This is a genomic window from Enterobacter cloacae complex sp. P38RS (assembly GCF_014930775.1).
GTDB lineage: Bacteria > Pseudomonadota > Gammaproteobacteria > Enterobacterales > Enterobacteriaceae > Enterobacter > Enterobacter bugandensis.
In genome coordinates, this window is sequence record NZ_JADBRS010000024.1 from 22503 (window position 1) to 49324 (window position 26822).

The following is a 26822-nucleotide window of genomic DNA, read 5'->3' on the forward strand; positions in this document are numbered from 1 at the left end:
GGATAAGCGCAGCGCCATCCGGCAGTTAAATCCAGTCGCGTACTTTAAGGAACTCACTCAAGGCAGCCTCCGGGCTGCCTTCTTTTGGCTCGTAGCTGTACTCCCAGCGCACCAGCGGCGGCATCGACATCAGAATCGACTCCGTGCGTCCGCCGGTCTGCAGGCCGAACAGCGTCCCGCGATCCCACACCAGGTTGAACTCCACGTACCGCCCGCGACGATAAAGCTGGAACTCACGCTCGCGCACGCCGTAGTCGGTGTTTTTACGGCGTTCGACAATCGGCAGGTACGCGTCGGTGAACCCTTCGCCCACCGCGCGCATAAAGCTAAATGCCGTATCAAAATCCGGCGTGTTGAGATCGTCAAAGAACAGCCCGCCGATGCCGCGCTGCTCGTCGCGGTGCTTCAGGTAAAAATAATCGTCGCACCACTTTTTAAATTTCGGGTAGACGTCCTCGCCAAACGGCAGGCAAAGGTCCCGCGCGGTGGTATGCCAGTGCACGGCATCCTCTTCGAAGCCGTAGTAGGGCGTCATGTCGAAACCGCCGCCAAACCACCAGACCGGATCGGCTCCTGGCTTCTCCGCGATGAAAAAGCGCACGTTGGCGTGGCTGGTCGGAACAAACGGGTTATGCGGGTGGATCACCAGCGAGACGCCCATCGCTTCGAAGCTGCGGCCCGCCAGCTCAGGGCGGTGCGCGGTAGCGGACGCGGGCATGGCGTCGCCGTGAACGTGGGAAAAATTCACGCCCGCCTGTTCGAAGATGCCGCCGTTACGCAGCACGCGGCTGCGCCCGCCGCCGCCCGCTTCACGCTGCCAGCTATCTTCCTGGAATTCACCGCCGTCTGCGGCGGCCAGTTTCTGGCAAATCTCATCCTGCAGCTGCAGCAGGAACGTTTTGACCAGCTGTGCATTAGGTTTCATCAGCGTTTCCTGGAGTGCGCTTTCTGGTTATCGAACCAGTTGAAGTAACTGATAATGCCGGAGGCGATGGCGTTGGCTATCTTCTGGCGAAACGCCGTGGTGCCGAGCAGGCGCTCTTCTTCCGGATTGGTAATAAAGGACGTTTCCACCAGCACGGACGGGATGGACGGTGACTTCAGCACCACAAATGCCGCCTGTTCGGTGCTTTTACTGTGCAGACGGTGCACCGGCTTAATCCGCTTGAGGATATGCGAGCCGAGCGTCAGGCTGTTTTTGATAGTGTCCGTTTGCACGAGATCGAACAGCACCTGCTGCAAGAGATGATCTTTATCCGTGGCCTTCTTCCCGGCCACTTCATCCGCCCGGTTTTCGCGATCGGAAAGGTATTTCGCCATGGCGCTACTGGCGCCGCGGTTGGAGAGGGCAAACACCGACGCGCCCGCGGCGGAAGGGTTTGTGAAGCCATCCGCGTGAATGGACATAAACAGGTCGGCGCCGTGCTTGTGGGCAATTTCCACGCGGTCATACAGCGGAATGAACGTGTCGCCCGTACGCGTCAGGCGGGCGTCAATGCCGTTGCTGCGTAAAATCGATCGCACATTTTTTGCAATTGCCAGCACGACGTGTTTTTCTTTCGAACCGTTTCTGCCGATGGCGCCGGTATCAATACCGCCGTGGCCCGGATCGAGCATCACCAGACGCTTTGCGCCCGGCTTTTTGGTTTTCGGTTTGCTGTGTCCGTTACTGGTTTTGAGCGTGCTCTCGTCTTTTGCCTGAGCCTGCTTAGCGATGCCCGTTAACGTTAAGGCCGCCAGCCCCGCTTTGAGAACCTGACGACGCGATGTGAGTGCTTTTAATGGTTTGAATGTGCTCATGCGGCCTGAATACTGAAAAATGGGGTCCTGGTGTTATATCGTATCGTGTTTCCCGTTACGACAGTCCTTATTGAGAATTGTTTTACTTTTCATTTCAATACGTGACAAAGTGACATTATGCCAAATTTTGGCGAGATTTTCCCCGGTTATTGGCTAAACGCCCCGTTCACGCCATAATCACTGTTTTTAAACCCGAAAAGGCGGTTAATACCATGGAGATACGCGTTTTTCGCCAGGAAGATTTCGAAGAGGTGATCACCCTTTGGGAGCGCTGCGATCTGCTGCGTCCGTGGAACGATCCGGAAATGGATATCGAACGTAAGGTGAATCACGACGTTAGCCTGTTTCTGGTCGCGGAAGTGAACGGCGAGGTGGTCGGGACGGTAATGGGTGGGTATGACGGCCACCGCGGCTCGGCCTATTATCTGGGCGTCCACCCGGAATACCGGGCGCGCGGCATCGCCAACGCGCTGCTCAATCGTCTGGAAAAGAAACTCATCGCCCGCGGCTGCCCGAAAATCCAGATCATGGTGCGGGAAGATAACGACGTGGTGCTGGGCATGTATGAGCGTCTGGGCTACGAGCACGCCGACGTGCTGACGCTGGGTAAGCGCCTGATCGAAGATGAAGAGTACTGAGATCCACCCGGCTGACTATGACGCGCAGGGCCGCGTCAGGCTGCCGTTTTTATTCTGGTGCGTTTTGCTCCTCCAGGCCCGTACCTGGGTACTGTTTGTGATGGCCGGTGCGTCGCGCGGGCAGGGCGATACGCTGCTGAATCTCTTTTATCCCGACCACGATGCCTTCTGGCTCGGCTTACTGCCGGGCGTACCGGCGGTGGTGGCTTTTTTGTGCAGCGGTCGACGGCATATAATCCCGCGTCTGTGGCGTGCGCTTCGCTGGCTGCTGATCCTCGCCCAGATTGCGCTGCTGTTCTGGCAACCCGTGCTCTGGTGGCTGGGTGAACCGCTTTCCGGTATCGGCATCGCGCTGGTGGTGGCGGATATTGTGGCGCTGATGTGGCTGCTGACGAATCCCCGCTTACGCGCCTGTTTTACGCAAGAGTCAGATTAGCGCGGCACTTTTTGCCGATGCCGCACTCCAACAAGCGTTGATTTAATTAGAAAGGACGTTTCAATGAAATCGCTGCGTTTACTTTTATGCGCTCTCCCGCTGGCGTTAACCGGCTGTTCGACGCTCTCCTCCATTAACTGGTCCGCCGCGTATCCGTGGAACTGGTTTGGCTCTTCCACCGAAGTGACCGAGCAGGGCGTAGGAAAAATTACCGCGTCGACCGCGCTCGATCAGGACGCTATTCAGGATGCCCTGAGCAGTGACTATCGCCTGCGTAGCGGGATGAAAACCGAGAATGGCAACATTGTACGTTACTTTGAAGCGTTGAAGGGCGACAAGCTGGCGCTGGTGATTAACGGTGATAAAGGGACGGTGAACCGCATTGCCGTGCTGGACGAAGATATTCCGACCGCCAGCGGCGTAAAGGTGGGCACCCCATTTAGCGATCTTTATAAACAGGCCTTTGGCAACTGCAGCAGCGCCCCTTCAGACGATGGCGTGGCGGTGGAATGTAAGGCGGAAGGCAGCCAGCACATCAGCTATGTCTTCACCGGAACCTGGAGCGGTCCGGAAGGATTGATGCCCTCTGACGACACGCTGAAGAGCTGGAAAGTGAGCAAAATACTCTGGAAGCAGTAATTTGCGCCTGAACAAACCGCCTCGCTGAAATCCGGGTATAATAGCCGCCATCAATGCCACGCTGACGTGGCATCTTTATTTCAGGAGGAGCGATGTCTCAGGTTCAGAGTGGCATTTTGCCAGAACATTGCCGCGCGGCGATTTGGATTGAAGCCAATGTTAAAGGGGACGTGGATGCCCTGCGCGCGGCCAGCAAAGTTTTCGTTGATAAACTGGCCACCTTCCAGGCCAAATTCCCGGACGCCCATCTGGGTGCCGTTGTCGCTTTCGGCAATAACGTCTGGCGTCAGCTGAGCGGCGGCGAAGGCGCGGAAGAACTGAAGGATTTTATCCCTTATGGCAAAGGCCTGGCGCCAGCCACCCAATACGACGTGCTGATCCACATCCTCTCTCTGCGCCACGACGTGAACTTCTCCGTTGCTCAGGCGGCGGTTGAAGCGTTTGGCGACAGCATCGACGTGCAGGAAGAGGTTCACGGCTTCCGCTGGGTGGAAGAGCGCGATCTGAGCGGCTTCGTTGACGGCACCGAAAACCCGGCGGGTGAAGAGGTTCGTCGCGACGTGGCGGTCATCAAAGACGGCGTGGACGCGGGCGGCAGCTACGTGTTCGTTCAGCGCTGGGAGCACAACCTCAAGCAGCTTAACCGCATGAGCGTGCACGACCAGGAGATGATGATTGGCCGCACCAAAGAAGCCAACGAAGAGATCGACGGCGATGCGCGCCCGGTGACCTCGCACCTGTCCCGCGTTGACCTTAAGGAAGACGGCAAGGGGCTCAAAATTGTTCGTCAGAGCCTGCCGTACGGCACGGCAAGCGGCACGCACGGCCTCTACTTCTGCGCCTACTGCGCGCGGCTGCACAATATTGAGCAGCAGCTGCTGAGCATGTTCGGTGACACTGACGGCAAGCGTGACGCCATGCTGCGCTTCACCCGCCCGGTAACCGGCGGCTACTATTTTGCGCCGTCCGTTGAGCGCCTGCTGGCGCTGTAAAACGCTCCCCATACGTAGGCCGGGTAAGCGTTAGCGCCACCCGGCAATTTTCCCCGACCCTTATTCTCTTTTCTGCTTGTAAATCACCAAACGGTATATAAAACCGTTACTCCTTTCATCCCCGTTATAAATATTATGACTATAAGATAGTCATCACATTTATAAGGGTGCGCAATGGCCGTTACTGTACTGAAAAAAGGAACTCTGGCGCTGGCAGGTTTACTGCTGGTGGCCCAGGCGCAGGCGACCGAGCTGCTGAACAGCTCGTATGATGTCTCCCGCGAGCTGTTTGCCGCCCTTAACCCACCGTTCGAGCAGCAGTGGGCGAAAGAAAACAATGGCGATAAGCTGACCATCAAGCAGTCCCACGCCGGTTCATCCAAGCAGGCGCTGGCGATTTTGCAGGGGCTGAAAGCAGATGTCGTGACCTACAACCAGGTGACTGACGTGCAGATCCTGCACGACAAGGGCAAACTGCTCCCGGCTGACTGGCAGAGCCGCTTGCCAAACAATAGCTCGCCGTTCTACTCCACCATGGGCTTCCTGGTGCGTAAGGGCAACCCGAAGAACATCCACGACTGGAGCGACCTGGTGCGTTCCGACGTGAAGCTGATTTTCCCGAACCCAAAAACTTCAGGTAACGCGCGCTACACCTATTTAGCCGCGTGGGGCGCGGCAGACAAGGCTGACGGTAAGGATAAAGCGAAGACCGAGCAGTTCATGACCCAGTTCCTGAAAAACGTCGAAGTGTTTGATACCGGCGGCCGCGGGGCGACCACGACCTTCGCCGAGCGTGGTCTGGGCGACGTGCTGATCAGCTTTGAATCCGAAGTGAACAACATTCGCAAGCAGTACGAAGCGCAGGGCTTCGAGGTGGTTATTCCGAAAACCAACATCCTGGCCGAGTTCCCGGTGGCGTGGGTGGATAAAAACGTGCAGGCGAACGGCACCGAGAAAGCGGCAAAAGCCTATCTCAACTACCTGTACAGCCCGCAGGCGCAGGCCATCATCACCGACTACTACTACCGCGTGAACAATCCGGACGTGATGAACAAGCTGAAAGATAAATTCCCGCAGACCGCGCTGTTCCGCGTGGAAGATCATTTCGGCTCCTGGCCTGAGGTGATGAAAACGCACTTTGCCAGCGGCGGTGAGTTAGACAAACTGCTGGCGGCGGGGCGTAAGTAATGTTTGCAGTCTCGACTAAACGCGTGCTGCCGGGCTTTACCTTAAGCCTCGGGACCAGCCTGCTGTTCGTCTGCCTGATCCTGCTGTTGCCGCTCAGCGCGCTGGTGATGCAGCTTGCTCAGATGAGCTGGGCGCAGTACTGGGACGTAGTCACCAACCCGCAGGTGGTGGCGGCCTATAAGGTGACGCTGCTGTCGGCGTTTGTTGCCTCCATTTTTAACGGCGTGTTTGGCCTGCTGATGGCGTGGATCTTAACCCGCTATCGCTTCCCGGGCCGTACGCTGCTTGATGCCCTGATGGATCTGCCGTTTGCGCTGCCGACGGCGGTTGCGGGCTTAACCCTCGCGTCGCTCTTCTCCGTGAACGGGCTGTACGGCGAGTGGCTGGCGAAATTTGACATCAAGGTGACCTATACCTGGCTCGGGATCGCGGTGGCGATGGCCTTTACCAGTATCCCGTTTGTGGTGCGTACCGTGCAGCCGGTACTGGAAGAGCTGGGTCCGGAATACGAAGAAGCGGCGGAAACGCTGGGCGCCACGCGCTGGCAGAGCTTCCGCAAAGTGGTTCTGCCGGAGCTCTCTCCGGCGCTGATGGCGGGCGTCGCGCTGTCCTTTACCCGCAGCCTGGGTGAGTTTGGCGCGGTGATTTTTATCGCCGGGAACATCGCCTGGAAAACGGAAGTCACCTCGCTGATGATTTTCATCCGCCTGCAGGAGTTTGATTATCCGGCGGCGAGCGCGATTGCCTCGGTGATCCTGGCGGCCTCGCTGCTGCTGCTGTATTCGATAAACACTCTGCAAAGTCGCTTTGGTCGACGTGTGGTAGGTCACTGATGGCGGAAGTTACGCAATTGAAGCGATACGATGCGCCCCGCATCAACTGGGGTAAATGGTTTCTGATTGGCGTGGGCGTGCTGGTGTCCGCCCTCATTCTCGTCGTGCCGACGATTTATATCTTCGTCCAGGCGTTCAGCAAGGGGCTGATGCCCGCGCTGGAGAACCTGGCGAACCCGGACATGCTGCACGCCATCTGGCTGACGGTGCTGATTGCGCTGATCACCGTGCCGGTGAACCTGGTCTTCGGTACGCTGCTGGCCTGGCTGGTGACGCGCTTTAACTTCCCGGGACGTCAGCTGCTGCTGACCCTGCTGGATATTCCGTTTGCCGTGTCGCCTGTTGTTGCCGGTCTGGTTTACCTGCTCTTTTACGGCTCCAACGGCCCGCTGGGCGGCTGGCTGGATGAACATAACCTGCAGATCATGTTCGCCTGGCCGGGCATGGTGCTGGTGACGATCTTCGTGACCTGCCCATTTGTGGTACGTGAGCTGGTGCCGGTGATGTTAAGCCAGGGGAGCAACGAAGACGAAGCGGCGGTGCTGCTTGGCGCATCCGGCTGGCAGATGTTCCGCCGCGTGACGCTGCCGAACATCCGCTGGGCGCTGCTTTACGGCGTGGTGCTGACCAACGCCCGCGCCATCGGTGAGTTTGGTGCGGTGTCGGTGGTTTCCGGCTCGATTCGCGGTGAAACGCTGTCACTGCCGCTACAGATTGAATTACTGGAACAGGACTACAACACCGTCGGTTCCTTTACTGCCGCAGCGTTGCTGACGCTGATGGCCATTTTGACCCTGTTTTTGAAGAGTGTGGTGCAGTGGCGTTTAGAGAATCAGGAAAAACGTCAGCATCAGGAGGGAAATCATGAGCATTGAGATTGCCAATATTAAGAAGTCTTTTGGTCGCACCCAGGTGCTGAATGATATCTCGCTGGATATCCCTTCCGGACAAATGGTGGCGCTGCTGGGGCCGTCTGGCTCGGGCAAGACGACGCTGCTGCGGATCATCGCCGGGCTTGAGCATCAGACCAGCGGGCACATCCGCTTCCACGGCACCGACGTGAGCCGCCTGCACGCCCGCGATCGTAAAGTGGGTTTTGTCTTCCAGCATTACGCGCTGTTCCGCCACATGACCGTTTTCGACAATATCGCCTTTGGCCTGACGGTGCTGCCGCGTCGTGAACGCCCGGATGCAGCAACCATTAAGGCGAAAGTAACCAAACTGCTGGAGATGGTGCAGTTGGCGCATCTGGCGGACCGTTTCCCGGCGCAGCTTTCCGGCGGGCAGAAGCAGCGCGTGGCGCTGGCGCGCGCGCTGGCCGTTGAGCCGCAAATACTGCTGCTGGATGAACCCTTCGGCGCACTGGATGCGCAGGTGCGCAAAGAGCTGCGTCGCTGGCTGCGCCAGCTGCATGAAGAGCTGAAATTCACCAGCGTCTTCGTGACCCACGATCAGGAAGAGGCGATGGAAGTCGCGGACCGCGTGGTGGTCATGAGCCAGGGCAACATCGAGCAGGTTGACGAGCCGGAACAGCTCTGGCGCGAGCCGGCGACCCGCTTCGTGCTGGAGTTTATGGGCGAGGTGAACCGACTGCAGGGCACCATTCGCGGCGGTCAGTTCCACGTGGGCGCGCACCGCTGGCCGCTGGGCTACACCTCGGCGCATCAGGGGCCGGTCGATCTGTTCCTGCGCCCGTGGGAAGTGGACGTCAGCCGCCGCACCAGCCTGGATTCCCCGCTGCCGGTGCAGGTCCTGGAAGCTAGCCCTAAAGGACACTACACCCAATTGGTGGTACAGCCGCTGGGCTGGTATACCGAGCCGCTGACCGTGGTCATGCGCGACGACGTTCCGCCGCACCGGGGTGAGCGCCTGTTTGTCGGGCTGCAGCATGCGCGCATCTATCACGGTAAGGAGCGGATTGAGACGCGCGAGGATATTGCTCTGGCGGAGTCAGCCTGATAGGTTATTGAGTATGTTTTTCGCCCGGTGGCGTGATGCTTACCGGGCTTTTTATTGAGTAAAAATCGTGAATACACTCGAACACACCATCGGCAACACCCCTCTGGTCAAGCTTCAGCGCATGGGATGTGCCAACGGCAGCGAAATCTGGGTCAAACTCGAAGGCAACAACCCGGCAGGGTCGGTGAAAGACCGCGCGGCGCTGTCGATGATTGTCCAGGCTGAGAAACGCGGTGAAATTAAGCCAGGCGATGTGCTGATTGAAGCCACCAGCGGCAACACCGGTATCGCGCTGGCAATGATTGCGGCGCTGAAAGGCTACCGCATGAAGCTGCTGATGCCGGACAACATGAGCCAGGAGCGCCGCGCCGCGATGCGCGCCTACGGGGCCGAGCTGATTCTGGTAACCAAAGAGCAGGGGATGGAAGGAGCGCGAGACTTAGCGTTAGCAATGGCCCAGCGCGGCGAAGGTAAACTGCTCGATCAGTTCAATAACCCAGACAACCCGTACGCGCACTACACCACCACCGGGCCGGAAATCTGGCAGCAAACCGGCGGGCGCATCACCCATTTTGTCTCCAGCATGGGCACCACCGGCACCATTACCGGCGTGTCGCGTTTTTTGCGCGAGCAGGAGAAACCGGTCACCATTGTTGGTCTGCAGCCGGAAGAGGGGAGCAGTATTCCGGGCATTCGCCGCTGGCCCGCGGAGTATATGCCAGGCATCTTTAATGCGCAGCTGGTGGATCGGGTGCTGGATATTCATCAGCGCGAGGCGGAGAATACCATGCGTGAACTGGCCGTGCGTGAAGGCATCTTCTGCGGGGTCAGCTCGGGGGGCGCGGTAGCGGGGGCGTTGCGCGTGGCGCAGGCAAATCCCGGTGCGGTCGTGGTGGCGATTATCTGCGATCGCGGCGATCGCTATTTGTCTACCGGCGTCTTTGGTGAAGAGAGTTATTCGCAGGGGGCGGGGATTTAAGCGTCATGGAGATGATTCTATTCCGGGATAACACCCGGGCGCAGCAAACCGACATTGTCGCGGTGCAGTCGCAGGTGGTTTACGGCAGCGTGGGGAACAGCATTGCTGTGCCGAACATTCGAACCCACAGGCTGAACGTGACCGCCGTGCCGACGGTGCTGTTTAGCAACACGCCGCACTACGACACCTTCTACGGCGGGGTGATCCCCGACGAGTGGTTCAGCGGCTACCTGAAGGCGCTGGAAGAGCGCGAGATCCTGCGCGAGCTTAAAGCGGTCACTACCGGCTATATGGGCAGCGCCAGCCAGATCGCGCTGCTGGCGCAGTGGCTGAGGGCGGTCAAAGCGCAGCATCCTGACCTGCTGGTGCTGGTCGACCCGGTTATCGGCGATATCGACAGCGGAATGTACGTGAAGCCGGATATCCCGGAAGCGTACCGGGAACACCTGCTGCCGCTGGCGCAGGGGATTACGCCAAACGTCTATGAACTGGAAGTGTTAAGCGGTAAGCCGTGCCGGACGCCGGAAAGCGCTATTGCCGCCGCGCAGGGGTTGCTTTCTGACACTCTGAAATGGGTGGCGATCACCAGCGCGCCGGTGGCCGATGACCCGCAAAACATCCACGTGGTGCTGGTGACGCGTGAGGGCGTGACCGTCAGCGCGCATCCGCGCGTAGAAACCGATCTGAAAGGGACGGGGGATCTGTTCTGTTCAGAACTGGTGAGCGGAATTGTTGAGGGGAAAACCGTTGCCGACGCCATTCGCATGGCCGGCGATCGGGTGACTGACGTGATGCTTTATACCCAGTCGAAAGGCTACGACGAGCTTATCCTCCCTGCATAAACAAAAATGGCGCCCGAAGGCGCCATTTTTCTGTGCGGCAAGAATTACTTCTTGATGCGGATAACCGGGGTTTCGCCCACGGTGACGCTGCCAGACAGTTTGATCAGTTCTTTGATTTCGTCCATGTTGGAGATAACAACCGGCGTCAGGGTAGACTTGGCTTTTTCTTCCAGCAGTGGCAGATCGAATTCAATCACCGGGTCGCCAACTTTAACACGCTGGCCTTCTTCCGCGATACGCTTGAAGCCTTCGCCTTTCAGTTCAACGGTGTCGATACCGAAGTGAACGAACAGTTCGATACCGCTATCAGATTCGATAGAGAACGCATGGTTGGTTTCAAAAATTTTACCGATGGTGCCATCAACTGGAGCAACCATTTTGTTGCCAGTTGGTTTGATAGCAATGCCATCACCAACGATTTTCTCAGCAAACACTACATCCGGCACGTCTTCGATGTTGACGATCTCGCCGGAGAGCGGAGCAACAATCTCAATAGTTCCGGAGTCTTTCTTATCATCAGAAACCAGAGATTTCAGTTTATCGAACAAACCCATGATCTTCTCCTAAGCAGTAATTTGGGCCGCATCTCGTGGATTAGCAGATTGTTTTTTCTTCAATGAACTTGTTAACCAGCGTCATTAACTCGTCCGTTGTCGGTTGAGCAAGAGCCTGCTCTGCTAACACCTTCGCATCTTCGAAGTTCGTGTTACGGATAATCTTCTTAATGCGCGGGATGGAAATGGCGCTCATAGAGAATTCGTCCAGACCCATACCCAGCAACAGAAGTGTAGCACGTTCGTCGCCTGCAAGCTCACCACACATGCCAGTCCATTTACCTTCTGCATGAGAAGCATCAATAACTTGCTTGATCAAGTTCAGTACGGACGGTGACATTGGCTGGTAGAGATGTGAAATCATATCATTACCACGGTCAACTGCCAGGGTGTACTGCGTTAAATCATTGGTACCGATACTAAAGAAATCAACTTCTTTGGCTAAATGACGCGCAATGGTCGCCGCTGCTGGTGTTTCCACCATCACGCCGATCTCAATTGACTCGTCAAATGCTTTACCTTCGTCGCGCAGTTCCTGTTTGTAGATTTCGATCTCTTTCTTCAGTGCACGCACTTCTTCAACAGAGATGATCATCGGGAACATGATGCGCAGCTTACCGAAAGCGGAGGCACGCAGGATAGCGCGAACCTGGTCACGCAGGATCTCTTTACGATCCATCGCGATACGCACGGCACGCCAGCCCAGGAACGGGTTCTCTTCTTTCGGGAAGTTCATGTACGGCAGCTCTTTGTCGCCACCGATGTCCATGGTACGGACGATAACCGCCTGTGAGCCACACGCTTCTGCGACGGCTTTATACGCAGCAAACTGCTCTTCTTCCGTTGGCAGCGCGTCGCGGTCCATGAACAGGAATTCTGTACGATAGAGACCAACACCTTCCGCACCGTTGCGCTCAGCGCCATCAACGTCGCGTACGGTACCGATGTTTGCGCACACTTCTACCTGATGGCCGTCCAGGGTGATGGCTGGCAGGTCTTTCAGCTTAGCGAGTTCCGCTTTTTCAGTCGCAACCTGCTCCTGAACCGCGCGCAGTTTTTCGATCTCTTCGTTAGTTGGGTTGACGTAAACCAGATTGTTTACGGCATCCAGAATCAGATAGTCGCCGTTTTTCACCTGAGAGGTGACGCTACCGGTGCCCACGATGGCAGGCAGTTCCAGAGAACGCGCCATGATTGAGGTGTGGGAGGTACGGCCACCCGCGTCGGTGATGAAACCAAGGACCTTTTTCAGGTTCAGCTGTGCGGTTTCAGACGGGGTGAGGTCAGCGGCAACCAGGATCACTTCATCCTGAATCGCGCTCAGGTCGATAATGGCCAGGCCCAGGATGTTGCGCAGCAGGCGCTTACCGATGTCACGTACGTCAGCCGCACGCTCTTTCAGGTATTCATCATCCAGCTCTTCCAGGGCAGTTGCCTGACCTTCGATAACTTCATGCGCAGCCGCGTCGGCCGTCATGCCTTTATCTTTAATCAGGGCTATGATTTCCTGCTCCAGCTCCTCATCTTCGAGCAGCATGATATGCCCTTCGAAGATGGCTTCTTTTTCTTCACCGAAAGTTTCGCCAGCTTTAGTTTTGATCGCTTCCAGTTGCGCAGATGCCTTGGCACGACCGCTCAGAAAACGTTCAACTTCCTGATCAACCTTGTCGGCAGAAATTTTTTTCCGGTCGATGACGATCTCGTCTTCTTTCAGCAGCAGTGCTTTGCCGAAAGCGATACCCGGGGATGCTAAAATGCCTGAAATCATAACCCTACCTTACTTGTGACTGATATTTAAAAGAACCCGGAAACTTACTCGAGCTCAGCCATCAGTTTAACCAGATGCTCAACTGCTTTCTGCTCGTCTTCACCTTCAGCAGAGATGGTAACAACGGTGCCCTGAGTCAGGCCCAGAGTCTGCAGTTTGAACAGGCTTTTTGCGCTAGCGCTTTTGCCGTTGGAAGTTACAGTGATTTCAGAAGTGAAGCCTTTCGCTTCTTTAACAAACTGAGCAGCAGGGCGGGTGTGCAGACCGTTCGGAGCGGTAATGGTAACTTCTTGCTGGAACATTGTATTTCCCCAACTTATAGGTTTAGTGTTGTGGAACTAAAGTCTAGCCTGGCGGCTTAACTTTAGCCTGTATTGTTAGCGCTGACGTTTCAATCGTCATTAAACATTATGCAGCGAAAGGAAGACTTGAACCAAATCATAAAATCGATTCAGCAAGGGTATTTCGTTCACTGATTAATTTCACGCTTCAAAATAATTGCTGGTTTAAATACCAGACACATCGGGGTGAAGCAATGCCAGGAGGGGCAAAAGTCTGAAGCAGGTCACAAAAAAGCACCCGAAAAGGTGCTTTTTTACGCGTTATTAACATACTGGCACTACTGTTGCAGCTCTTTTTCCGTGAACAGATCGGCAAACAGTGCGGTGCTCAGGTAACGCTCACCCGAGGAAGGAAGGATAACCACAATATTCTTATTGGTAAAGGCTTCATCTTCCTGAAGTTTGAGCGCTGCCGCAACGGCCGCACCGGAAGAGATACCCGCCAGAATGCCTTCTTCATCCATCAGACGACGTGCGGTAGAGATGGCTTCTTCGTTCGTGATGGCAACGACTTTATCGATCAGCTTCAGATCCAGGTTACCCGGAATGAAGCCCGCGCCGATGCCCTGAATTTTATGCGGGCCAGGCTTAAGCTCTTCACCCGCCAGCGCCTGAGCGATAACCGGGGAGTCGGTAGGTTCAACGGCAACGGTAATCAGCTCTTTTTTACCTTTTGTGCCTTTAATATAGCGAGACACGCCGGTCAGTGTGCCGCCGGTGCCGACGCCGGAGATAAATACGTCAACCTGGCCGTCAGTATCTTCCCAGATTTCCGGACCGGTGGTCTTCTCGTGAATTTCAGGGTTAGCCGGGTTGCTGAACTGCTGCAGCAGAAGATATTTCGCCGGATCGCTGGCCACGATCTCTTCCGCTTTCTGAATGGCACCTTTCATGCCCTTCGCGCCTTCGGTCAGGACCAGGTTCGCCCCCAGCGCTTTGAGCAGTTTGCGACGTTCGATGCTCATGGTTTCCGGCATGGTCAGGGTCAGCTTGTAGCCGCGTGCGGCAGCAACATAGGCCAGAGCGATACCGGTGTTACCGCTGGTCGGTTCCACCAGCTCAACGCCTGGCTTCAGCACGCCGCGTTTTTCAGCATCCCAAATCATGTTTGCACCGATGCGGCATTTTACGCTGAAGCTCGGGTTGCGTGATTCGACCTTCGCCAGAATGCGTCCATTACCGATACGGTTCAGTCGAACCAGGGGCGTATGACCGATAGTCAGCGAGTTGTCTTCATAAATCTTACTCATGGCCTGTCCTTAACTGTATGAAATTGGGATACCGACCCAGCATACCTGCTAAGCAGGTAGGGGGAAGTAAGGAATTCGCATATCTATATACTGCAAGGAAATAATGGGGATCAGTATGGAATAAGGGGCGGCATAAGCCACCCCTGCTTTACACATTTTTGCATTATTTCCATAACGCGTGCTTAGCACGATAACAGTCCACCCACATCGCCGTCGCGCCGCAAACCGCAACCGGCATGATGAACAAGTTAAGGAAGGGAATCATGGTGAAAAGGCTGGTCAGCGCGCCGAACTGCATATTGGCGACCTTCCGGGTGCGCAGAGCGGTGCGCATCGCTTTAAACGGCACCTTGTGGTTATCGAATGGATAGTCGCAGTACTGGATGGCCAGCATCCAGGCGCTGAACAGAAACCACAGCACCGGGGCAACCGTCTGGCCAATGCCGGGGACAAAGTAGAGGGCAAGCAGTACAACCGCGCGGGGGAGGTACCAGGCAAACTTCTGCCACTCGCGCTTCATAATGCGCGGGATATCTTTCACGATCCCCAGCACGCCCGTGTCCGGTGGCGTCGCGCCGGTAAGCCGCGCCTCCAACTGTTCCGCCAGCAGGCCGTTAAACGGCGCGGCTATCCAGTTCGCGATCGTTGAGAATAAATAGCCGAATACCAGCAGCACGGAGATGACCGCCACCGGCCAGAGCAGGTAGTTAAGCCACTGCAGCCAGTCCGGCACGTAGCTCATCAGCGACGGGATCCAGCTTTCGAGCTTTGTGAACAGCCACCAGAACGCGCCGCCCATCAGAATAATGTTGATCAGCAGCGGCAGAATGACGAAGCGACGGATACCTGGCAGTGAGACCAGCTTCCAGCCCTGAGAAAAATACCAGACGCCGCTGCGCGGGGGAGAAGACGATGTTGAAACCATAACCAGGCTGTACTCCTTTTTTCACAACCAGTGGAATTGCCCGCCTATATTATCCACTTGCGGACCAATGACTAGTTCGGAAATGTTCGAAAAACCAGCAAAAAGCACGATTTACTTCATCTTTATGCTGCGAATGCTCTGCACACACTTGCACTTGACGTAAACGGCAAATACTCTTAGTGAGTAAATGTTTGCCGTGGTGGCAAGGTGTTAGAACAACAGAGAATATAATGATGCAGGATTTGCGTCTGATATTAATCATTGTTGGCGCGATCGCCATAATCGCTTTACTGGTACATGGTTTCTGGACCAGCCGTAAAGAGCGTTCCTCGATGTTTCGCGATCGCCCACTGAAGCGCATGAAGTCCAGTCGTGATGATGATGACACTGAAGATGACATCACCGGTAGCGACGACGACGGCGTGGGTGAAGTTCGTGTTCATCGGGTCAATACTGCGCCCGGCGCGGCTCATGGGGAGCATGAAGCCCCCCGCGCTCCGCAGCACCAGTATCAACCGCCGTATGCCTCTGCCCAGCCGCGCCAGCCAGCGCCGCAGCCAGTGGAAGAACCTGTACGTCAGCCGCCGCAACCGCCTGTACAACAGCAGCAGCCCGCTGCGCCACAGCCGGTTCAACAGCAACCTGTGCAGCAGCCCGTGCAACAGCAACCTGCTCAGCAGCCGCAGCAGCCTGTTCATGTACAGCCTGCGCCGCAGCCCGCTCCGGCTCCGCACGTTGAGCCAGAGCCGGTCGCCGAGCCTGAACCGGTTGTTGAAAAGCCGCAGCGTAAGGAAGCGGTGATCATCATGAACGTGGCCGCGCATCACGGCAGCCATCTCAACGGTGACGTGTTGCTCAACAGTATTCAACAGGCAGGCTTCAAGTTTGGCGATATGAATATTTTCCATCGCCACCTGAGCCCTGACGGTAGTGGTCCGGCGCTGTTTAGCCTGGCCAATATGGTCAACCCAGGCACCTTTGACCCGGAAATGACCGGTGATTTCGTGACGCCGGGTGTCACTATCTTTATGCAGGTGCCGTCCTACGGCGACGAGCTGCAAAACTTCAAGCTGATGCTGCAGTCCGCTCAGCACATCGCTGATGAAGTGGGTGGTGTGGTGCTCGACGATCAGCGTCGAATGATGACCCCGCAGAAGCTGCGCGAGTATCAGGACCGCATCCGCGAAGTTAAGGAAGCCAACGCGTAATTGTCGCGTTTACTTCAACTCCTCCTCAACCCCCGCCTGTCGGGGGTTTTTTCTCATTGATGGTGCGATATGGACTCAATCGAACAACAACTCACTGAACTGCGAACCACGCTTCGCCATCATGAATATCTCTATCATGTTATGGACGCACCGGAAGTGCCGGATGCGGAGTATGACCGGCTGATGCGCGAGCTGCGCGAGCTGGAGGCGCAGCACCCGGAACTGATCACGCCAGATTCTCCGACCCAGCGCGTCGGCGCCGAGCCGCTGGGGGCTTTCAGCCAGGTGCGTCACGAAGTGCCGATGCTGTCGCTGGACAACGTCTTTGATGAAGAGAGCTTCCTCGCGTTTAACAAGCGCGTGCAGGACCGTCTGAAAAGCAGCGATTCCCTCACCTGGTGCTGCGAGCTGAAGCTCGACGGCCTGGCGGTCAGCCTTCTCTATGAAAACGGCGTGCTGGTGCGTGCCGCCACGCGTGGCGACGGTACGACGGGTGAAGACATCACCACTAACGTGCGAACCATCCGCGCGATCCCGCTGAAGCTGCAGGGAGACAACATTCCCGCGCGTCTGGAAGTGCGCGGCGAGGTGTTCCTGCCGCAGGCGGGATTCGAGAAAATTAACGAAGAGGCGCGTCGCACCGGCGGGAAAGTGTTTGCTAACCCACGTAACGCGGCGGCAGGCTCTCTGCGCCAGCTTGACCCGCGCATCACCGCGAAGCGACCGCTTACTTTCTTCTGCTACGGCGTCGGTATTCTGGAAGGTGGTGAGTTACCGGATACGCACCTCGGGCGTCTGCTGCAGTTTAAAGCCTGGGGCCTGCCGGTGAGCAACCGCGTTCAGCTCTGCGACTCGCCTGAAGCGGTGCTGGCGTTCTACCACAAAGTGGAAGAGGACCGTCCGACGCTCGGCTTTGATATCGATGGCGTTGTCATCAAGGTCAATTCGCTGGCGCTGCAGGAGCAGCTGGGCTTTGTGGCGCGTGCACCGCGCTGGGCGGTGGCGTTTAAATTCCCTGCCCAGGAGCAGATGACCTTTGTCCGGGACGTGGAGTTTCAGGTGGGCCGTACGGGCGCTATTACCCCGGTCGCTCGACTGGAGCCGGTGCAGGTCGCAGGCGTGCTGGTGAGTAACGCTACGCTGCACAACGCCGATGAAATCGAACGCCTCGGCCTGCGCATCGGTGACAAAGTGGTGATTCGCCGCGCGGGCGATGTTATCCCGCAGGTGGTGAACGTTGTTGAGTCAGAACGTCCTGATGATACGCGCGAGGTCGTTTTCCCGACCCACTGCCCGGTATGCGGCTCTGACGTAGAGCGTGTGGAAGGCGAAGCGGTGGCCCGCTGTACGGGCGGCCTGATCTGCGGCGCGCAGCGTAAAGAGTCGCTTAAGCACTTTGTTTCCCGTCGCGCAATGGACGTTGACGGCATGGGCGACAAGATTATCGATCAGCTGGTTGAGAAAGAGTATGTCCATACGCCAGCAGATCTGTTCAGGCTCACGGCGGGCAAATTGACCGGTCTGGATCGCATGGGGCCGAAGTCAGCCCAGAACGTGGTTAACGCGCTTGAAGCAGCGAAAGAGACGACCTTCGCCCGCTTCCTGTACGCGCTGGGCATTCGTGAAGTCGGCGAAGCGACGGCGGCAGGTTTAGCCGCGTACTTTGGTACGCTGGAGGCGCTGGAAAAGGCAAGCATCGACGAGCTGCAGAAAGTGCCGGACGTCGGCATCGTCGTCGCCACGCACGTCTTTAACTTCTTTGCCGAAGAGAGCAACCGCGAGGTCATCGGCAAGCTGCTGGAAGAGGGCATTAAATGGCCTGCGCCGGTGGTAGTCAACGCCGAAGAAATTGATAGCCCATTTGCCGGTAAAACCGTGGTGCTAACCGGTAGCCTTAGCCAGCTTTCACGTGACGATGCAAAAGCGCGTCTGGTGGCGCTGGGGGCCAAAGTGGCGGGCAGCGTGTCGAAGAAAACCGACCTGGTGATTGCCGGCGAAGCTGCGGGTTCGAAGCTGGCGAAAGCCCAGGAGCTCGGCATTGAGGTTATCGACGAAGCGGAAATGATGCGCCTGTTAGGAGAGTAACGTGGAGAAAGAGCAGCTCGTTGAGATCGCCAATACGGAAATGCCGTTCGGTAAATATAAGGGCCGCAGGCTGATCGATTTGCCGGAGGAGTACCTGCTGTGGTTCGCCCGCAAGGACGAATTCCCCGCCGGGCGCCTGGGCGAGCTGATGGCTATCACGTTACTGATCAAAACCGAGGGGCTGACCCAGCTGGTGCAGCCCCTGAAGCGTCCTTAAGCCTTCGCGGCGCGGGTCTCTTCCTGCGCCAGCTTTTCCGTCTGGCGCTTGTAGCGACGCGCCAGCACCGCGCAGACCATCAGCTGGATCTGATGGAAAATCATCAGCGGCAGCACCATCATCCCGATCACCGAGGTGGGGAACAGAATGTTCGCCATCGGGATGCCGTTCGCCAGGCTCTTTTTGGAGCCGCAGAAGACGATGGTGATCTCATCGGCTTTGCTGAAGCCGCATTTGCGCGCCACAAAAACGTTCACCGCAATGACAATTGCCAGCAGAACGAGGCTGACCACCACGATAAACAGCAGCGAGCCTGCGCCCACCTTATGCCAGATCCCGTTCACGACCGCTTCGCTGAAGGCGGAATAGACCACCAGCAGAATCGACGACTGGTCGGTTTTGGAGATCCATTTCTTATGCTTCGCCACGAACGCCCCGGTCCACGGACGCGAGAGATGGCCCAGGACAAACGGCAGCAGCAGCTGCAGGCAGATTTTGCCGACCTGCTCAAGGTTACCTTCCGCGCCGTGCATGTTCATCAGCAGGCCCACCAGCAGCGGGGAGACGAAAATCCCTAACAGGCTGGATGCCGATGCGGAGCAGACCGCGGCTGCAACGTTCCCTCCGGCAAGAGAGGTAAAGGCAATGGCAGACTGCACGGTGGCCGGGAGAATACAGAGATACAGGAAACCGGTGTAGAGCGCCGGATCGACGTTAACCGGTGCCCACCAGGCAAACAGCACCCCGAGGATCGGGAACAGAATAAACGTGCTGCACATCACCCAGAGGTGCAGTCGCCAGTGGCTACCGCCAGCGATAATCGCTTCGCGGGAGAGCTTTGCGCCGTGCATAAAGAACAGCAGCGCGATGGCGGCCGTCGTCAGCCCCTCAAAAAAAGGGACGAAACCGCCGCGAGCAGGGAAGAACGAGGCCAGTAAAACGGTGGCCACCAGGGTGAGCGTAAACGGATCAAGAATACGAAATAGTTTCATAATGACTCCTGAAAACAGATGTCGCTATTGTGCTTTTTTCCATTTGAGAAATAAAATTGATTTATTGCATCCATTCATGAATTAAACAGATGAATTATTCCCTACGCCAGCTTCGCATTTTCGTCACCGTCGCCCATGCCCGCAGCTTTAGCCGGGCAGGTGAAATGATCGGCCTGAGCCAGTCGGCGGTCAGCCACAGCGTGAAGGAGCTGGAAAACCAGACCGGCGTTAGATTGCTTGACCGCACCACGCGCGAAGTGGTCCTGACCGAAGCCGGGCAGCAGCTGGCCCTGCGTCTTGAACGGCTGCTTGATGAGCTGAACAGCACGCTCAGAGACGTGGGGAGGCTGGGGCAGCAGCTGTCGGGCACCGTGCGGGTTGCGGCCAGCCAGACGATATCCGCGCACCTTATCCCGCAATGTATTGCTGAGGGTAACCATCGCTATCCTGATATTGATTTTGTCCTGCATGACAGACCGCAGCAGTGGGTGCTGGAGAGCATCCGCCAGGGGGATGTGGATTTTGGTATTGTGATCGATCCTGGCCAGGTGAGCGATCTGGAATGCGAAAGCGTTCTTTCTGAGCCTTTTTTGCTGCTCTGCCGTGACGACGACCCGCTGGCAACGTTGCTCGAGGTCAGCTGGCAGTCCCTGCAGGGGGCGAACCTGGTTTTACAGGATTATGCCTCAGGCAGCCGCCCGCTGATTGATTCCGCGCTGGTGAATCAGGGCGTTAAGGCAACGATCGTGCAGGAGATTGGTCATCCGGCCACGCTGTTTCCGATGGTGGAAGCCGGAATTGGCATCAGCGTGTTGCCCGCTCTGGCGCTTCCCCTGCCGCAGGGAAGCCAGCTGGCGGTGAAGCGGCTGACGCCCGTTGTCGAACGAAAGCTGATGCTGGTGCGGCGAAAAAATCGTTCGCTCTCGGGTGCGGCGCAGGCCATCTGGGAAGTGGTGCGTATCCAGGCACAACGATTAACCGAGGCCCGCATACGCGATCCACTGTTTAACGCATCAGACGATTAGATGTAGATATCAATCTGATTAGTGTCTGACGGGCTATTCACGCCTTCTACTTTGCCCAGTTTTTGATCCTGCTTCTTCTGAGCTTCTTCGGCCTGCTGGCGCTGCAGTGCGGCGAGCTGTGCCTGCAGCACTTTGATCTGGGTCTGAATCAGTTCCTGCTGCTTCTTCTTCTCATCTGCGCTGCCGGGGCTGTTTGCCAGCTCTTTTAACTGCTGGGTCAGCTTTTTGATCTTGTCGAGAATGCGGGTGATTTGCGCAGAGATATCGTTACTGCTCGAAGAGCCACTCGCGCCGCTGGTTTGAATCTGTTGGGTTGAAGCCTGAATGGTCGTCATACTTTTTCCTCGCGTTATAAAACAGAGGTATCGGCACCGACGGGATTAGCTTGAGGAAAATGCGGCAGGTTCACATTTTTATATCGCAGATAGCAAAAAAGCGCCTTTAGGGCGCTTTTTTACATTGGTGGGTCGTGCAGGATGACTCGCTTCGCTCGCCCTTCGGGCCGTCGCCGTAAACGGCTCCGGTGCCTCACTGCGTTCGGCTCGAACCTGCTGCAGGTTCGAATCATCCAGATCGCAGATAGCAAAAAAGCGCCTTTAGGGCGCTTTTTTACATTGGTGGGTCGTGCAGGATTCGAACCTGCGACCAATTGATTAAAAGTCAACTGCTCTACCAACTGAGCTAACGACCCGAAATGGTGGGCGATGACGGGCTCGAACCGCCGACCCCCTCCGTGTAAAGGAGATGCTCTACCAACTGAGCTAATCACCCCCGCTGTGTGGAGTCGCATTATAGGGAGAGTTGAAAATGAGTCAACGCATTTTCTAAAGTTTTTATTCGTTCGTCGTAAAATTAAACAAAACGATCGCAAAACGGGCGGTGGCGCATGATTTCTAAACAAAAACAGCAAACTCCGCCACGATAAAGGGATCGACATTGAGGAATCCCCCCACAGTGATAGAATATTGCCCATCGTTTTTTCCCCGGGATTTGCCGATTGCCGGCATCTTTATAACGTAAGGCCATTTCATGAAAATCAAAACTCGCTTCGCGCCGAGCCCGACAGGCTATCTGCACGTCGGTGGTGCTCGTACTGCTCTCTATTCCTGGCTTTTTGCACGCCACAACCAAGGTGAGTTCGTGCTGCGTATAGAAGATACCGATCTTGAGCGCTCCACGCCGGAAGCAATTGAAGCCATTATGGATGGTATGAACTGGCTGAACCTGCAGTGGGACGAAGGCCCGTATTTCCAGACCAAACGTTTTGACCGCTATAACGCTGTTATTGATGAGATGCTGGTCGCGGGCACGGCGTATAAGTGCTACTGCTCCAAAGAGCGTCTGGATGCGCTGCGTGAAGAGCAGATGGCGAACGGTGAAAAACCGCGTTATGACGGCCGCTGCCGCCACGACCACAGCGAGCATGCCGCTGATGAGCCATGCGTGGTGCGTTTTGCTAACCCGCAGGATGGCTCGGTGATTTTCGACGACCAGATCCGTGGCCCGATCGAATTCAGCAACCAGGAGCTGGACGATCTGATCATACGCCGTACCGACGGTTCCCCAACCTATAACTTCTGCGTCGTGGTTGATGACTGGGATATGGAAATTACCCACGTTATCCGTGGTGAAGACCATATCAACAATACCCCACGCCAGATCAACATCCTGAAAGCGCTGAATGCACCTGTTCCGGTCTATGCGCACGTCTCCATGATCAACGGCGACGACGGTAAAAAGCTGTCTAAACGTCACGGTGCGGTCAGCGTCATGCAGTATCGCGACGACGGCTATCTGCCGGAAGCGCTGCTGAACTATCTGGTGCGTCTGGGCTGGGCTCACGGCGACCAGGAGATCTTCAGCCGCGAAGAGATGATCGAACTGTTCTCTCTGAGCTCTGTGAGCAAATCTGCCAGCGCATTCAACACCGACAAGCTGCTGTGGCTCAACCATCACTACATCAATACCATGCCGCCGGAATATGTGGCGACTTACCTGCAGTGGCACATTGAGCAGGCAAACATTGATACCCGCACTGGCCCTGAGCTGGCGGACCTGGTAAAACTGCTCGGCGAGCGCTGCAAAACGCTGAAAGAAATTGCCGAAAGCTGCCGCTACTTCTATGAAGAGTTTGATGAGTTCGACGCTGACGCCGCGAAGAAGCACCTCCGCCCGGTTGCGCGTCAGCCGCTGGAAGTGGTGCGTGACAAGCTTGCTGCGCTCACCGAGTGGACCGCTGAAAATGTGCATCACGCCATTCAGGCGACCGCAGACGAACTGGAAGTGGGCATGGGCAAAGTCGGTATGCCGCTGCGCGTTGCGGTGACCGGCGCGGGTCAGTCTCCGGCTCTGGATGTGACTGTCCATGCCATCGGCAAGTCACGCAGCGTGGCGCGCATCAACAAGGCGCTGGATTTTATTGCAGAACGTGAAAATCAGCAGTAATTAAGCCATCTATAAGAAAAACGGCAGGGTATCCTGCCGTTTTTTTTGCCTTTTATTCGGCAATACCCAGACGAGCAAGAAAACCGCGTATGCCTTCGCGCTTCAGTAAGGTATCCAGACGCTGCTGTTCAAGCTCAGTCATACTCTCCAGCGTTTCGATAATGCCCGGACGCAGACGTGAAGGCTGTTCATTGTAGGATGAGGCCACCTCAGCCAGATGATAAACCGCCTGGCGGTTACGGATAGCCGGGAGGCTCATAATATGTTCCTTCACGCGTGCATCAACGTGAATGAGCCGCGCCCGACCGCCTTTTACGCCATTGAGTCCTTCGGTTTTCCACCCCTGCTGCCGTATCCAGCGATTTACCGTTTGTCTGGCAACACCCAAATTCTCCGCCAGCTCTTCCGTGGTCATTTTGCTACGTAGTCTTTTCATATTAATTCTGGTCGCGAATCCCTAAACGTTGCAACAAACCGGTAATCCCTTCCCGCAATAGCAGCGATGTCAACTGCTTCTGCTCTTCCGGCGTCATTTCATTGGCCAGCGTCAGGAGTAGGGTATGAAGTGAACCGTCAGTGCTGATGCCGTCAGGCACAGCGGATGTTTCCGTTGCCCGGCGTGCGCTGCGGATAAAGTCACGCACCTTTTCGTTCACATGCACCAGACGCGCTTTACCCCCCTGGACACCGGGCTTAGGCGACGTTATCCAACCCTCTTTGCGTACCCATTTATTGATGGTCTGTCGGCTATAGCCAGTGAGCAGGGCTAACTCTTCCGGCGTCATTCGTTCCTTGATCATGCAATTTCCTGAATATTCGTGGGGTTAATTAACGGCTCATTTTATAGCACCGTTTTACGTGAAAACGTGACAGGCTTAACTCATGACTGCGAGCAGGCTCGCAAAGTGATTCATTTGCATGATTTTTCGGCGATTGAACCGCGGCTATTGATTTTGCCGTTGACACTCCGCGGCGGAATTCATATTATGCCGCCCGTCAACATGACAGCTTTACGATGGGGCTATAGCTCAGCTGGGAGAGCGCCTGCATGGCATGCAGGAGGTCAGCGGTTCGATCCCGCTTAGCTCCACCAAACTCTGAACCCAACAGAGTGCGGTTAGTAAAGTAACATGTGGGGCTATAGCTCAGCTGGGAGAGCGCTTGCATGGCATGCAAGAGGTCAGCGGTTCGATCCCGCTTAGCTCCACCAAAATTTTAAACCCTCGTCAAAAGACGAGGGTTTTTTTTATGTTTTTGTAACACCCCTAAACGTATTTTGTTGCCAAAATGGTTTTTTTCCATATCCCACCTCAACCGAAATCAATAAATCAGTCTATAAATAGACTTCAACTTGATTCGCGTAATTAATAAACCTATTATCCATGCGGTCAATGATATGAATGGATAATAATCTCCCCAGCTTAATGAATAGAAAATCGTATAATAATGTAAAGATATTTATAATTGCTCTGGCGATCTGTCTGATTGCGGTTCCCGTTTCCCGTTATCTCTCCCCGCGTGCAATTGTTAATGAACACGACGTTTATTTAGCGTGGCTCCCGTTAAGCGTTATGCTGGCGATTATGCTGTTATTGGGGCGCCGCGGTATTCTGCCTATTCTGATAAGTTTTATGGTTGCTAATATATTTAACGTTAATTTAGCACCGCTACAATATTCAGTATTACTGTTCTGTCAGACTTTCTCCGTATTCGCTGCCTGCGGTGTTCTGCGCCTTCTGCTGGGCCGGCGCTGGCGCTACTGTATGCCCAACAGGCACATTGGGTTACGCATATTTTGGCTCGGCTTTATGGTGCCGATAGGCATTAAAATGTCGATGTATCTCGCTGGCTATTTCTTTGATTTTCCGGTCACAATCTCAACTTTCTTCGGCGAAGGAACGGTAATTTATAACGTTGTTGATATTCAAAGCCTGATATGCGCGGCGATGATTTTTACCATGATGTTCTATTATCCTTTAAGAATGATTATTAATCCTCGTTATGCCATCAAGTTCTGGCGGCGAAGTGTGAAGCCCGTGTTTTTACACAAGAAATCATTATATATATTCGTCTGGCTGATGCTGTTAATCGCCATCATCGCAATTTTATGTGCGCCTTTTGAGTCGCCTGTTATTGCGGGCTATTTGATGCCGATTATTTTCATTCTCTTTACGTTAGCGATTAGCCGTCTGAGCTACGCGCTTATCTCTCTGCTGTGGGCCACCTCTGCGCTTCTGCTGTTGACCTACAACTACAACTTTCTAAACGGAGTGGAGTCGGGCCATTCGCTCTCCTTTATCCTGTCGGTACTGATCTCTTTTGCTATCTGCCTGCTTTATATGTCGCGTATCTATCAGCGAAGCGAATGGTTGAAGCAGGGCTGGCAGGACAGAGCGCTCACCGATCCGCTGACCGGATTACCCAACATTCGTGCGCTGGAAGATTTTCTCCTCGACCACCCGGATGCCAAAGTGTGTTGCCTGAGAATGGATAATCTGGAGTTTTTAAGCCGCCATTACGGCATTCTCATGCGGGTGCACTGCAAACGAATGATCACGTCCTCTCTCCAGCCGCTGTTGCAAAAAGATGAGACGCTTTTCCAGCTGCCGGGAAGCGAGCTGGTGCTGGTATTGCTTGGGCAGGGAACGGCCGAGCGCCTCCAGCATATGGTTGATCGGCTGAACAGCCGTAAGATTTTCTGGAACAATACCGGGCTGGATATCGAATTTGGCGCGTCCTGGGGAATGGTCGAAAACGGTGAGAAACTGCACCACACGCTGGGGCAACTGAGCTGGCTGGCCGAGCAATCCTGCGGAGCGCACAACGTTCTTGCGCTGACGAATAGCCTGGAAGCTGCATCAGGACAAACAACGGAGCGTGTCCTGATGCTGGCGCGGATTAAGCACGCCCTGGAGGCGGGGCAGTTCCATTTGTATGCGCAGCCGATCCAGAAGGCGGACGGTAGCGGGTACTACGAAATTCTGGCGCGTATGGAGAGCGAGGGCGAGATCATCACCCCTGACCGCTTTATTCCGCTGATTGCCCAATTCAACCTCAGCCACCGGTTTGATATGTGCGTCATGGAAAAATTACTGCTGTGGCTGCGCGATCACCCAGCGACGCAGGCTGGCGCCCGTTTCTCTGTCAATCTGATGCCGCTTACGCTGATGCAAAATGAGGTGGCGACTGAGATTTGTGCGCTCTTTGAACGGTACGGCGTTGCGCCTCAGGCTGTCGTGATTGAGATCACCGAAGAGCAGGCCTTCTCCAATTCCGGCTGCAGCATCCACAATATTCAGCAGCTGCGGGATTACGGTTTCAGGATTGCCATCGATGATTTTGGTACCGGCTACGCCAACTACGAGCGTCTGAGACGCCTGCAGGCAGACATCATTAAAATTGACGGCTGCTTCGTGAAAGATATTTGTACTGATGATATGGACGCAATGATCGTCCAGTCGATATGTAATCTGGCGAAGACGAAATCACTGTGCGTGGTGGCCGAATATGTTGAGACGCCAGCGCAGCGGGAGATGCTGTTACGCTTCGGCGTGGACTATCTCCAGGGCTACCTGATAGGCAAACCCAAACCGCTGGAAGAATTGCGGGCATAAAAAAACCGGGAGCAAGTCTCTAATGCCGATCAGTTAAGGATCGGTTGACCGATCCAGTGGCTGTGTAAGAATCCGGAAATGCTCACCCGTTT

At 55.6% G+C, this 26822-nt stretch carries 27 protein-coding genes, 4 tRNA genes and 1 other RNA gene; 18 read left to right on the plus strand and 14 right to left on the minus strand.

Annotated features, from left to right (window positions below; all coding sequences use genetic code 11):
- Window positions 1–25: 25 nt before the first annotated feature.
- Together hemF and amiA are read right to left on the minus strand one after the other, a co-directional pair.
- Window positions 26–925, minus strand: a complete 900-nt coding sequence (gene hemF, locus IM303_RS21370; protein WP_045261157.1) for an oxygen-dependent coproporphyrinogen oxidase — start codon at window positions 923–925, stop codon at window positions 26–28.
- Window positions 925–1800, minus strand: a complete 876-nt coding sequence (amiA, locus tag IM303_RS21375; protein ID WP_028014006.1) for an N-acetylmuramoyl-L-alanine amidase AmiA — start codon at window positions 1798–1800, stop codon at window positions 925–927. The genes hemF and amiA overlap by 1 nt, the downstream gene beginning before the upstream one ends.
- A 212-nt stretch (window positions 1801–2012) precedes the next feature.
- On the opposite strand from amiA, the gene IM303_RS21380 reads away from it, so the two are divergent.
- From IM303_RS21380 to pdxK, 10 genes are all read left to right on the plus strand, one after another.
- Window positions 2013–2438 carry a GNAT family acetyltransferase gene (locus tag IM303_RS21380; RefSeq protein ID WP_003861292.1) on the plus strand — a complete coding sequence of 142 codons (426 nt, stop codon included), beginning with the start codon at window positions 2013–2015 and terminating at the stop codon, window positions 2436–2438.
- Window positions 2425–2874, plus strand: a complete 450-nt coding sequence (locus tag IM303_RS21385) for a DUF2919 domain-containing protein (RefSeq protein ID WP_048999962.1) — start codon at window positions 2425–2427, stop codon at window positions 2872–2874. Before IM303_RS21380 ends, IM303_RS21385 begins: the two co-directional genes overlap by 14 nt.
- 63 nt (window positions 2875–2937) lie before the next feature.
- Entirely contained in the window at window positions 2938–3513 is a 576-nt protein-coding gene (locus IM303_RS21390; protein WP_048957147.1) for an RpoE-regulated lipoprotein, read from the plus strand.
- Window positions 3514–3605: 92 nt separating this feature from the next.
- Entirely contained in the window at window positions 3606–4505 is a 900-nt protein-coding gene (locus IM303_RS21395; protein WP_047368060.1) for a Dyp-type peroxidase, read from the plus strand.
- A gap of 174 nt (window positions 4506–4679) precedes the next feature.
- Window positions 4680–5693, plus strand: a complete 1014-nt coding sequence (locus tag IM303_RS21400; RefSeq protein ID WP_047368059.1) for a sulfate ABC transporter substrate-binding protein — start codon at window positions 4680–4682, stop codon at window positions 5691–5693.
- On the plus strand, window positions 5693–6526 hold the full coding sequence (cysT, locus tag IM303_RS21405) for a sulfate/thiosulfate ABC transporter permease CysT (protein WP_004123378.1): 834 nt from the start codon (window positions 5693–5695) through the stop codon (window positions 6524–6526). Before IM303_RS21400 ends, cysT begins: the two co-directional genes overlap by 1 nt.
- Window positions 6526–7401 (plus strand): sulfate/thiosulfate ABC transporter permease CysW, encoded by an 876-nt coding sequence (gene cysW / locus IM303_RS21410; RefSeq protein WP_028014000.1) that lies wholly within the window; start codon window positions 6526–6528, stop codon window positions 7399–7401. Before cysT ends, cysW begins: the two co-directional genes overlap by 1 nt.
- Window positions 7391–8485 carry a sulfate/thiosulfate ABC transporter ATP-binding protein CysA gene (cysA, locus tag IM303_RS21415; protein WP_008501607.1) on the plus strand — a complete coding sequence of 365 codons (1095 nt, stop codon included), beginning with the start codon at window positions 7391–7393 and terminating at the stop codon, window positions 8483–8485. The genes cysW and cysA overlap by 11 nt, the downstream gene beginning before the upstream one ends.
- A gap of 67 nt (window positions 8486–8552) precedes the next feature.
- Window positions 8553–9464, plus strand: a complete 912-nt coding sequence (gene cysM / locus IM303_RS21420) for a cysteine synthase CysM (RefSeq protein WP_041908803.1) — start codon at window positions 8553–8555, stop codon at window positions 9462–9464.
- A 5-nt stretch (window positions 9465–9469) separates the two neighbouring features.
- Window positions 9470–10306 (plus strand): pyridoxine/pyridoxal/pyridoxamine kinase, encoded by an 837-nt coding sequence (gene pdxK, locus IM303_RS21425; RefSeq protein ID WP_028013997.1) that lies wholly within the window; start codon window positions 9470–9472, stop codon window positions 10304–10306.
- A gap of 44 nt (window positions 10307–10350) precedes the next feature.
- Here pdxK and crr read toward each other — a convergent pair whose 3' ends face one another.
- The 5 genes from crr to cysZ form a co-directional block, all read right to left on the minus strand.
- Window positions 10351–10860, minus strand: coding sequence for a PTS glucose transporter subunit IIA (crr, locus tag IM303_RS21430; RefSeq protein WP_003861316.1), 510 nt, complete (start codon window positions 10858–10860; stop codon window positions 10351–10353).
- A gap of 40 nt (window positions 10861–10900) precedes the next feature.
- Entirely contained in the window at window positions 10901–12628 is a 1728-nt protein-coding gene (ptsI, locus tag IM303_RS21435; protein WP_008501604.1) for a phosphoenolpyruvate-protein phosphotransferase PtsI, read from the minus strand.
- Between the two features lie 44 nt (window positions 12629–12672).
- Window positions 12673–12930 carry a phosphocarrier protein Hpr gene (gene ptsH / locus IM303_RS21440; protein ID WP_000487600.1) on the minus strand — a complete coding sequence of 86 codons (258 nt, stop codon included), beginning with the start codon at window positions 12928–12930 and terminating at the stop codon, window positions 12673–12675.
- A gap of 317 nt (window positions 12931–13247) precedes the next feature.
- Window positions 13248–14219 (minus strand): cysteine synthase A, encoded by a 972-nt coding sequence (gene cysK / locus IM303_RS21445; RefSeq protein WP_028013996.1) that lies wholly within the window; start codon window positions 14217–14219, stop codon window positions 13248–13250.
- A 163-nt stretch (window positions 14220–14382) separates the two neighbouring features.
- Window positions 14383–15144, minus strand: a complete 762-nt coding sequence (gene cysZ, locus IM303_RS21450) for a sulfate transporter CysZ (protein ID WP_028013995.1) — start codon at window positions 15142–15144, stop codon at window positions 14383–14385.
- Between the two features lie 230 nt (window positions 15145–15374).
- Here cysZ and zipA point away from each other — a divergent pair, with 230 nt between their 5' ends.
- The 3 genes from zipA (at window position 15375) to IM303_RS21465 (ending at window position 18654) form a co-directional block, all read left to right on the plus strand.
- Window positions 15375–16352: a cell division protein ZipA gene (zipA, locus tag IM303_RS21455; RefSeq protein ID WP_193360238.1), complete on the plus strand. Its 978-nt coding sequence runs from the start codon at window positions 15375–15377 to the stop codon at window positions 16350–16352.
- Between the two features lie 69 nt (window positions 16353–16421).
- Window positions 16422–18437: an NAD-dependent DNA ligase LigA gene (gene ligA, locus IM303_RS21460; protein WP_028013993.1), complete on the plus strand. Its 2016-nt coding sequence runs from the start codon at window positions 16422–16424 to the stop codon at window positions 18435–18437.
- A 1-nt stretch (window position 18438) separates the two neighbouring features.
- Window positions 18439–18654: a DUF3820 family protein gene (locus IM303_RS21465; protein WP_003861328.1), complete on the plus strand. Its 216-nt coding sequence runs from the start codon at window positions 18439–18441 to the stop codon at window positions 18652–18654.
- Here the strand turns inward: IM303_RS21465 and IM303_RS21470 are convergent.
- Window positions 18651–19646 carry a bile acid:sodium symporter family protein gene (locus tag IM303_RS21470; protein WP_041908807.1) on the minus strand — a complete coding sequence of 332 codons (996 nt, stop codon included), beginning with the start codon at window positions 19644–19646 and terminating at the stop codon, window positions 18651–18653. The two genes, IM303_RS21465 and IM303_RS21470, sit on opposite strands and share 4 nt — an antisense overlap.
- An 89-nt stretch (window positions 19647–19735) precedes the next feature.
- On the opposite strand from IM303_RS21470, the gene IM303_RS21475 reads away from it, so the two are divergent.
- On the plus strand, window positions 19736–20671 hold the full coding sequence (locus tag IM303_RS21475) for a LysR family transcriptional regulator (protein WP_193360239.1): 936 nt from the start codon (window positions 19736–19738) through the stop codon (window positions 20669–20671).
- Here IM303_RS21475 and IM303_RS21480 read toward each other — a convergent pair.
- The 4 genes from IM303_RS21480 to IM303_RS21495 form a co-directional block, all read right to left on the minus strand.
- A complete protein-coding gene (locus tag IM303_RS21480; protein WP_045631028.1) occupies window positions 20668–21006 on the minus strand; it encodes a FlxA-like family protein in 339 nt (112 codons plus the stop codon). The genes IM303_RS21475 and IM303_RS21480 overlap by 4 nt on opposite strands.
- Window positions 21007–21131: 125 nt before the next feature.
- Window positions 21132–21260, minus strand: a non-coding RNA gene (locus IM303_RS21485) — RtT sRNA.
- 26 nt (window positions 21261–21286) lie between these two features.
- Window positions 21287–21362, minus strand: a tRNA-Lys gene (locus IM303_RS21490).
- 4 nt (window positions 21363–21366) lie between these two features.
- Window positions 21367–21442, minus strand: a tRNA-Val gene (locus IM303_RS21495).
- Between the two features lie 258 nt (window positions 21443–21700).
- Between IM303_RS21495 and gltX the strand changes: the two genes are divergently transcribed.
- Window positions 21701–23116 (plus strand): glutamate--tRNA ligase, encoded by a 1416-nt coding sequence (gltX, locus tag IM303_RS21500; RefSeq protein WP_045631029.1) that lies wholly within the window; start codon window positions 21701–21703, stop codon window positions 23114–23116.
- Window positions 23117–23168: 52 nt separating this feature from the next.
- On the opposite strand, the gene IM303_RS21505 is transcribed toward gltX, so the two are convergent.
- Entirely contained in the window at window positions 23169–23552 is a 384-nt protein-coding gene (locus tag IM303_RS21505; protein ID WP_032644902.1) for a YfeC-like transcriptional regulator, read from the minus strand.
- A 1-nt stretch (window position 23553) separates the two neighbouring features.
- A complete protein-coding gene (locus IM303_RS21510; RefSeq protein ID WP_047368054.1) occupies window positions 23554–23916 on the minus strand; it encodes a YfeC-like transcriptional regulator in 363 nt (120 codons plus the stop codon).
- Between the two features lie 217 nt (window positions 23917–24133).
- Between IM303_RS21510 and IM303_RS21515 the strand changes: the two genes are divergently transcribed.
- From IM303_RS21515 to IM303_RS21525, 3 genes are all read left to right on the plus strand, one after another.
- Window positions 24134–24209, plus strand: a tRNA-Ala gene (locus IM303_RS21515).
- A gap of 41 nt (window positions 24210–24250) precedes the next feature.
- Window positions 24251–24326 (plus strand) — tRNA-Ala (locus tag IM303_RS21520).
- 214 nt (window positions 24327–24540) lie between these two features.
- Window positions 24541–26730 carry an EAL domain-containing protein gene (locus IM303_RS21525; protein ID WP_045631031.1) on the plus strand — a complete coding sequence of 730 codons (2190 nt, stop codon included), beginning with the start codon at window positions 24541–24543 and terminating at the stop codon, window positions 26728–26730.
- Window positions 26731–26822: the final 92 nt, after the last annotated feature.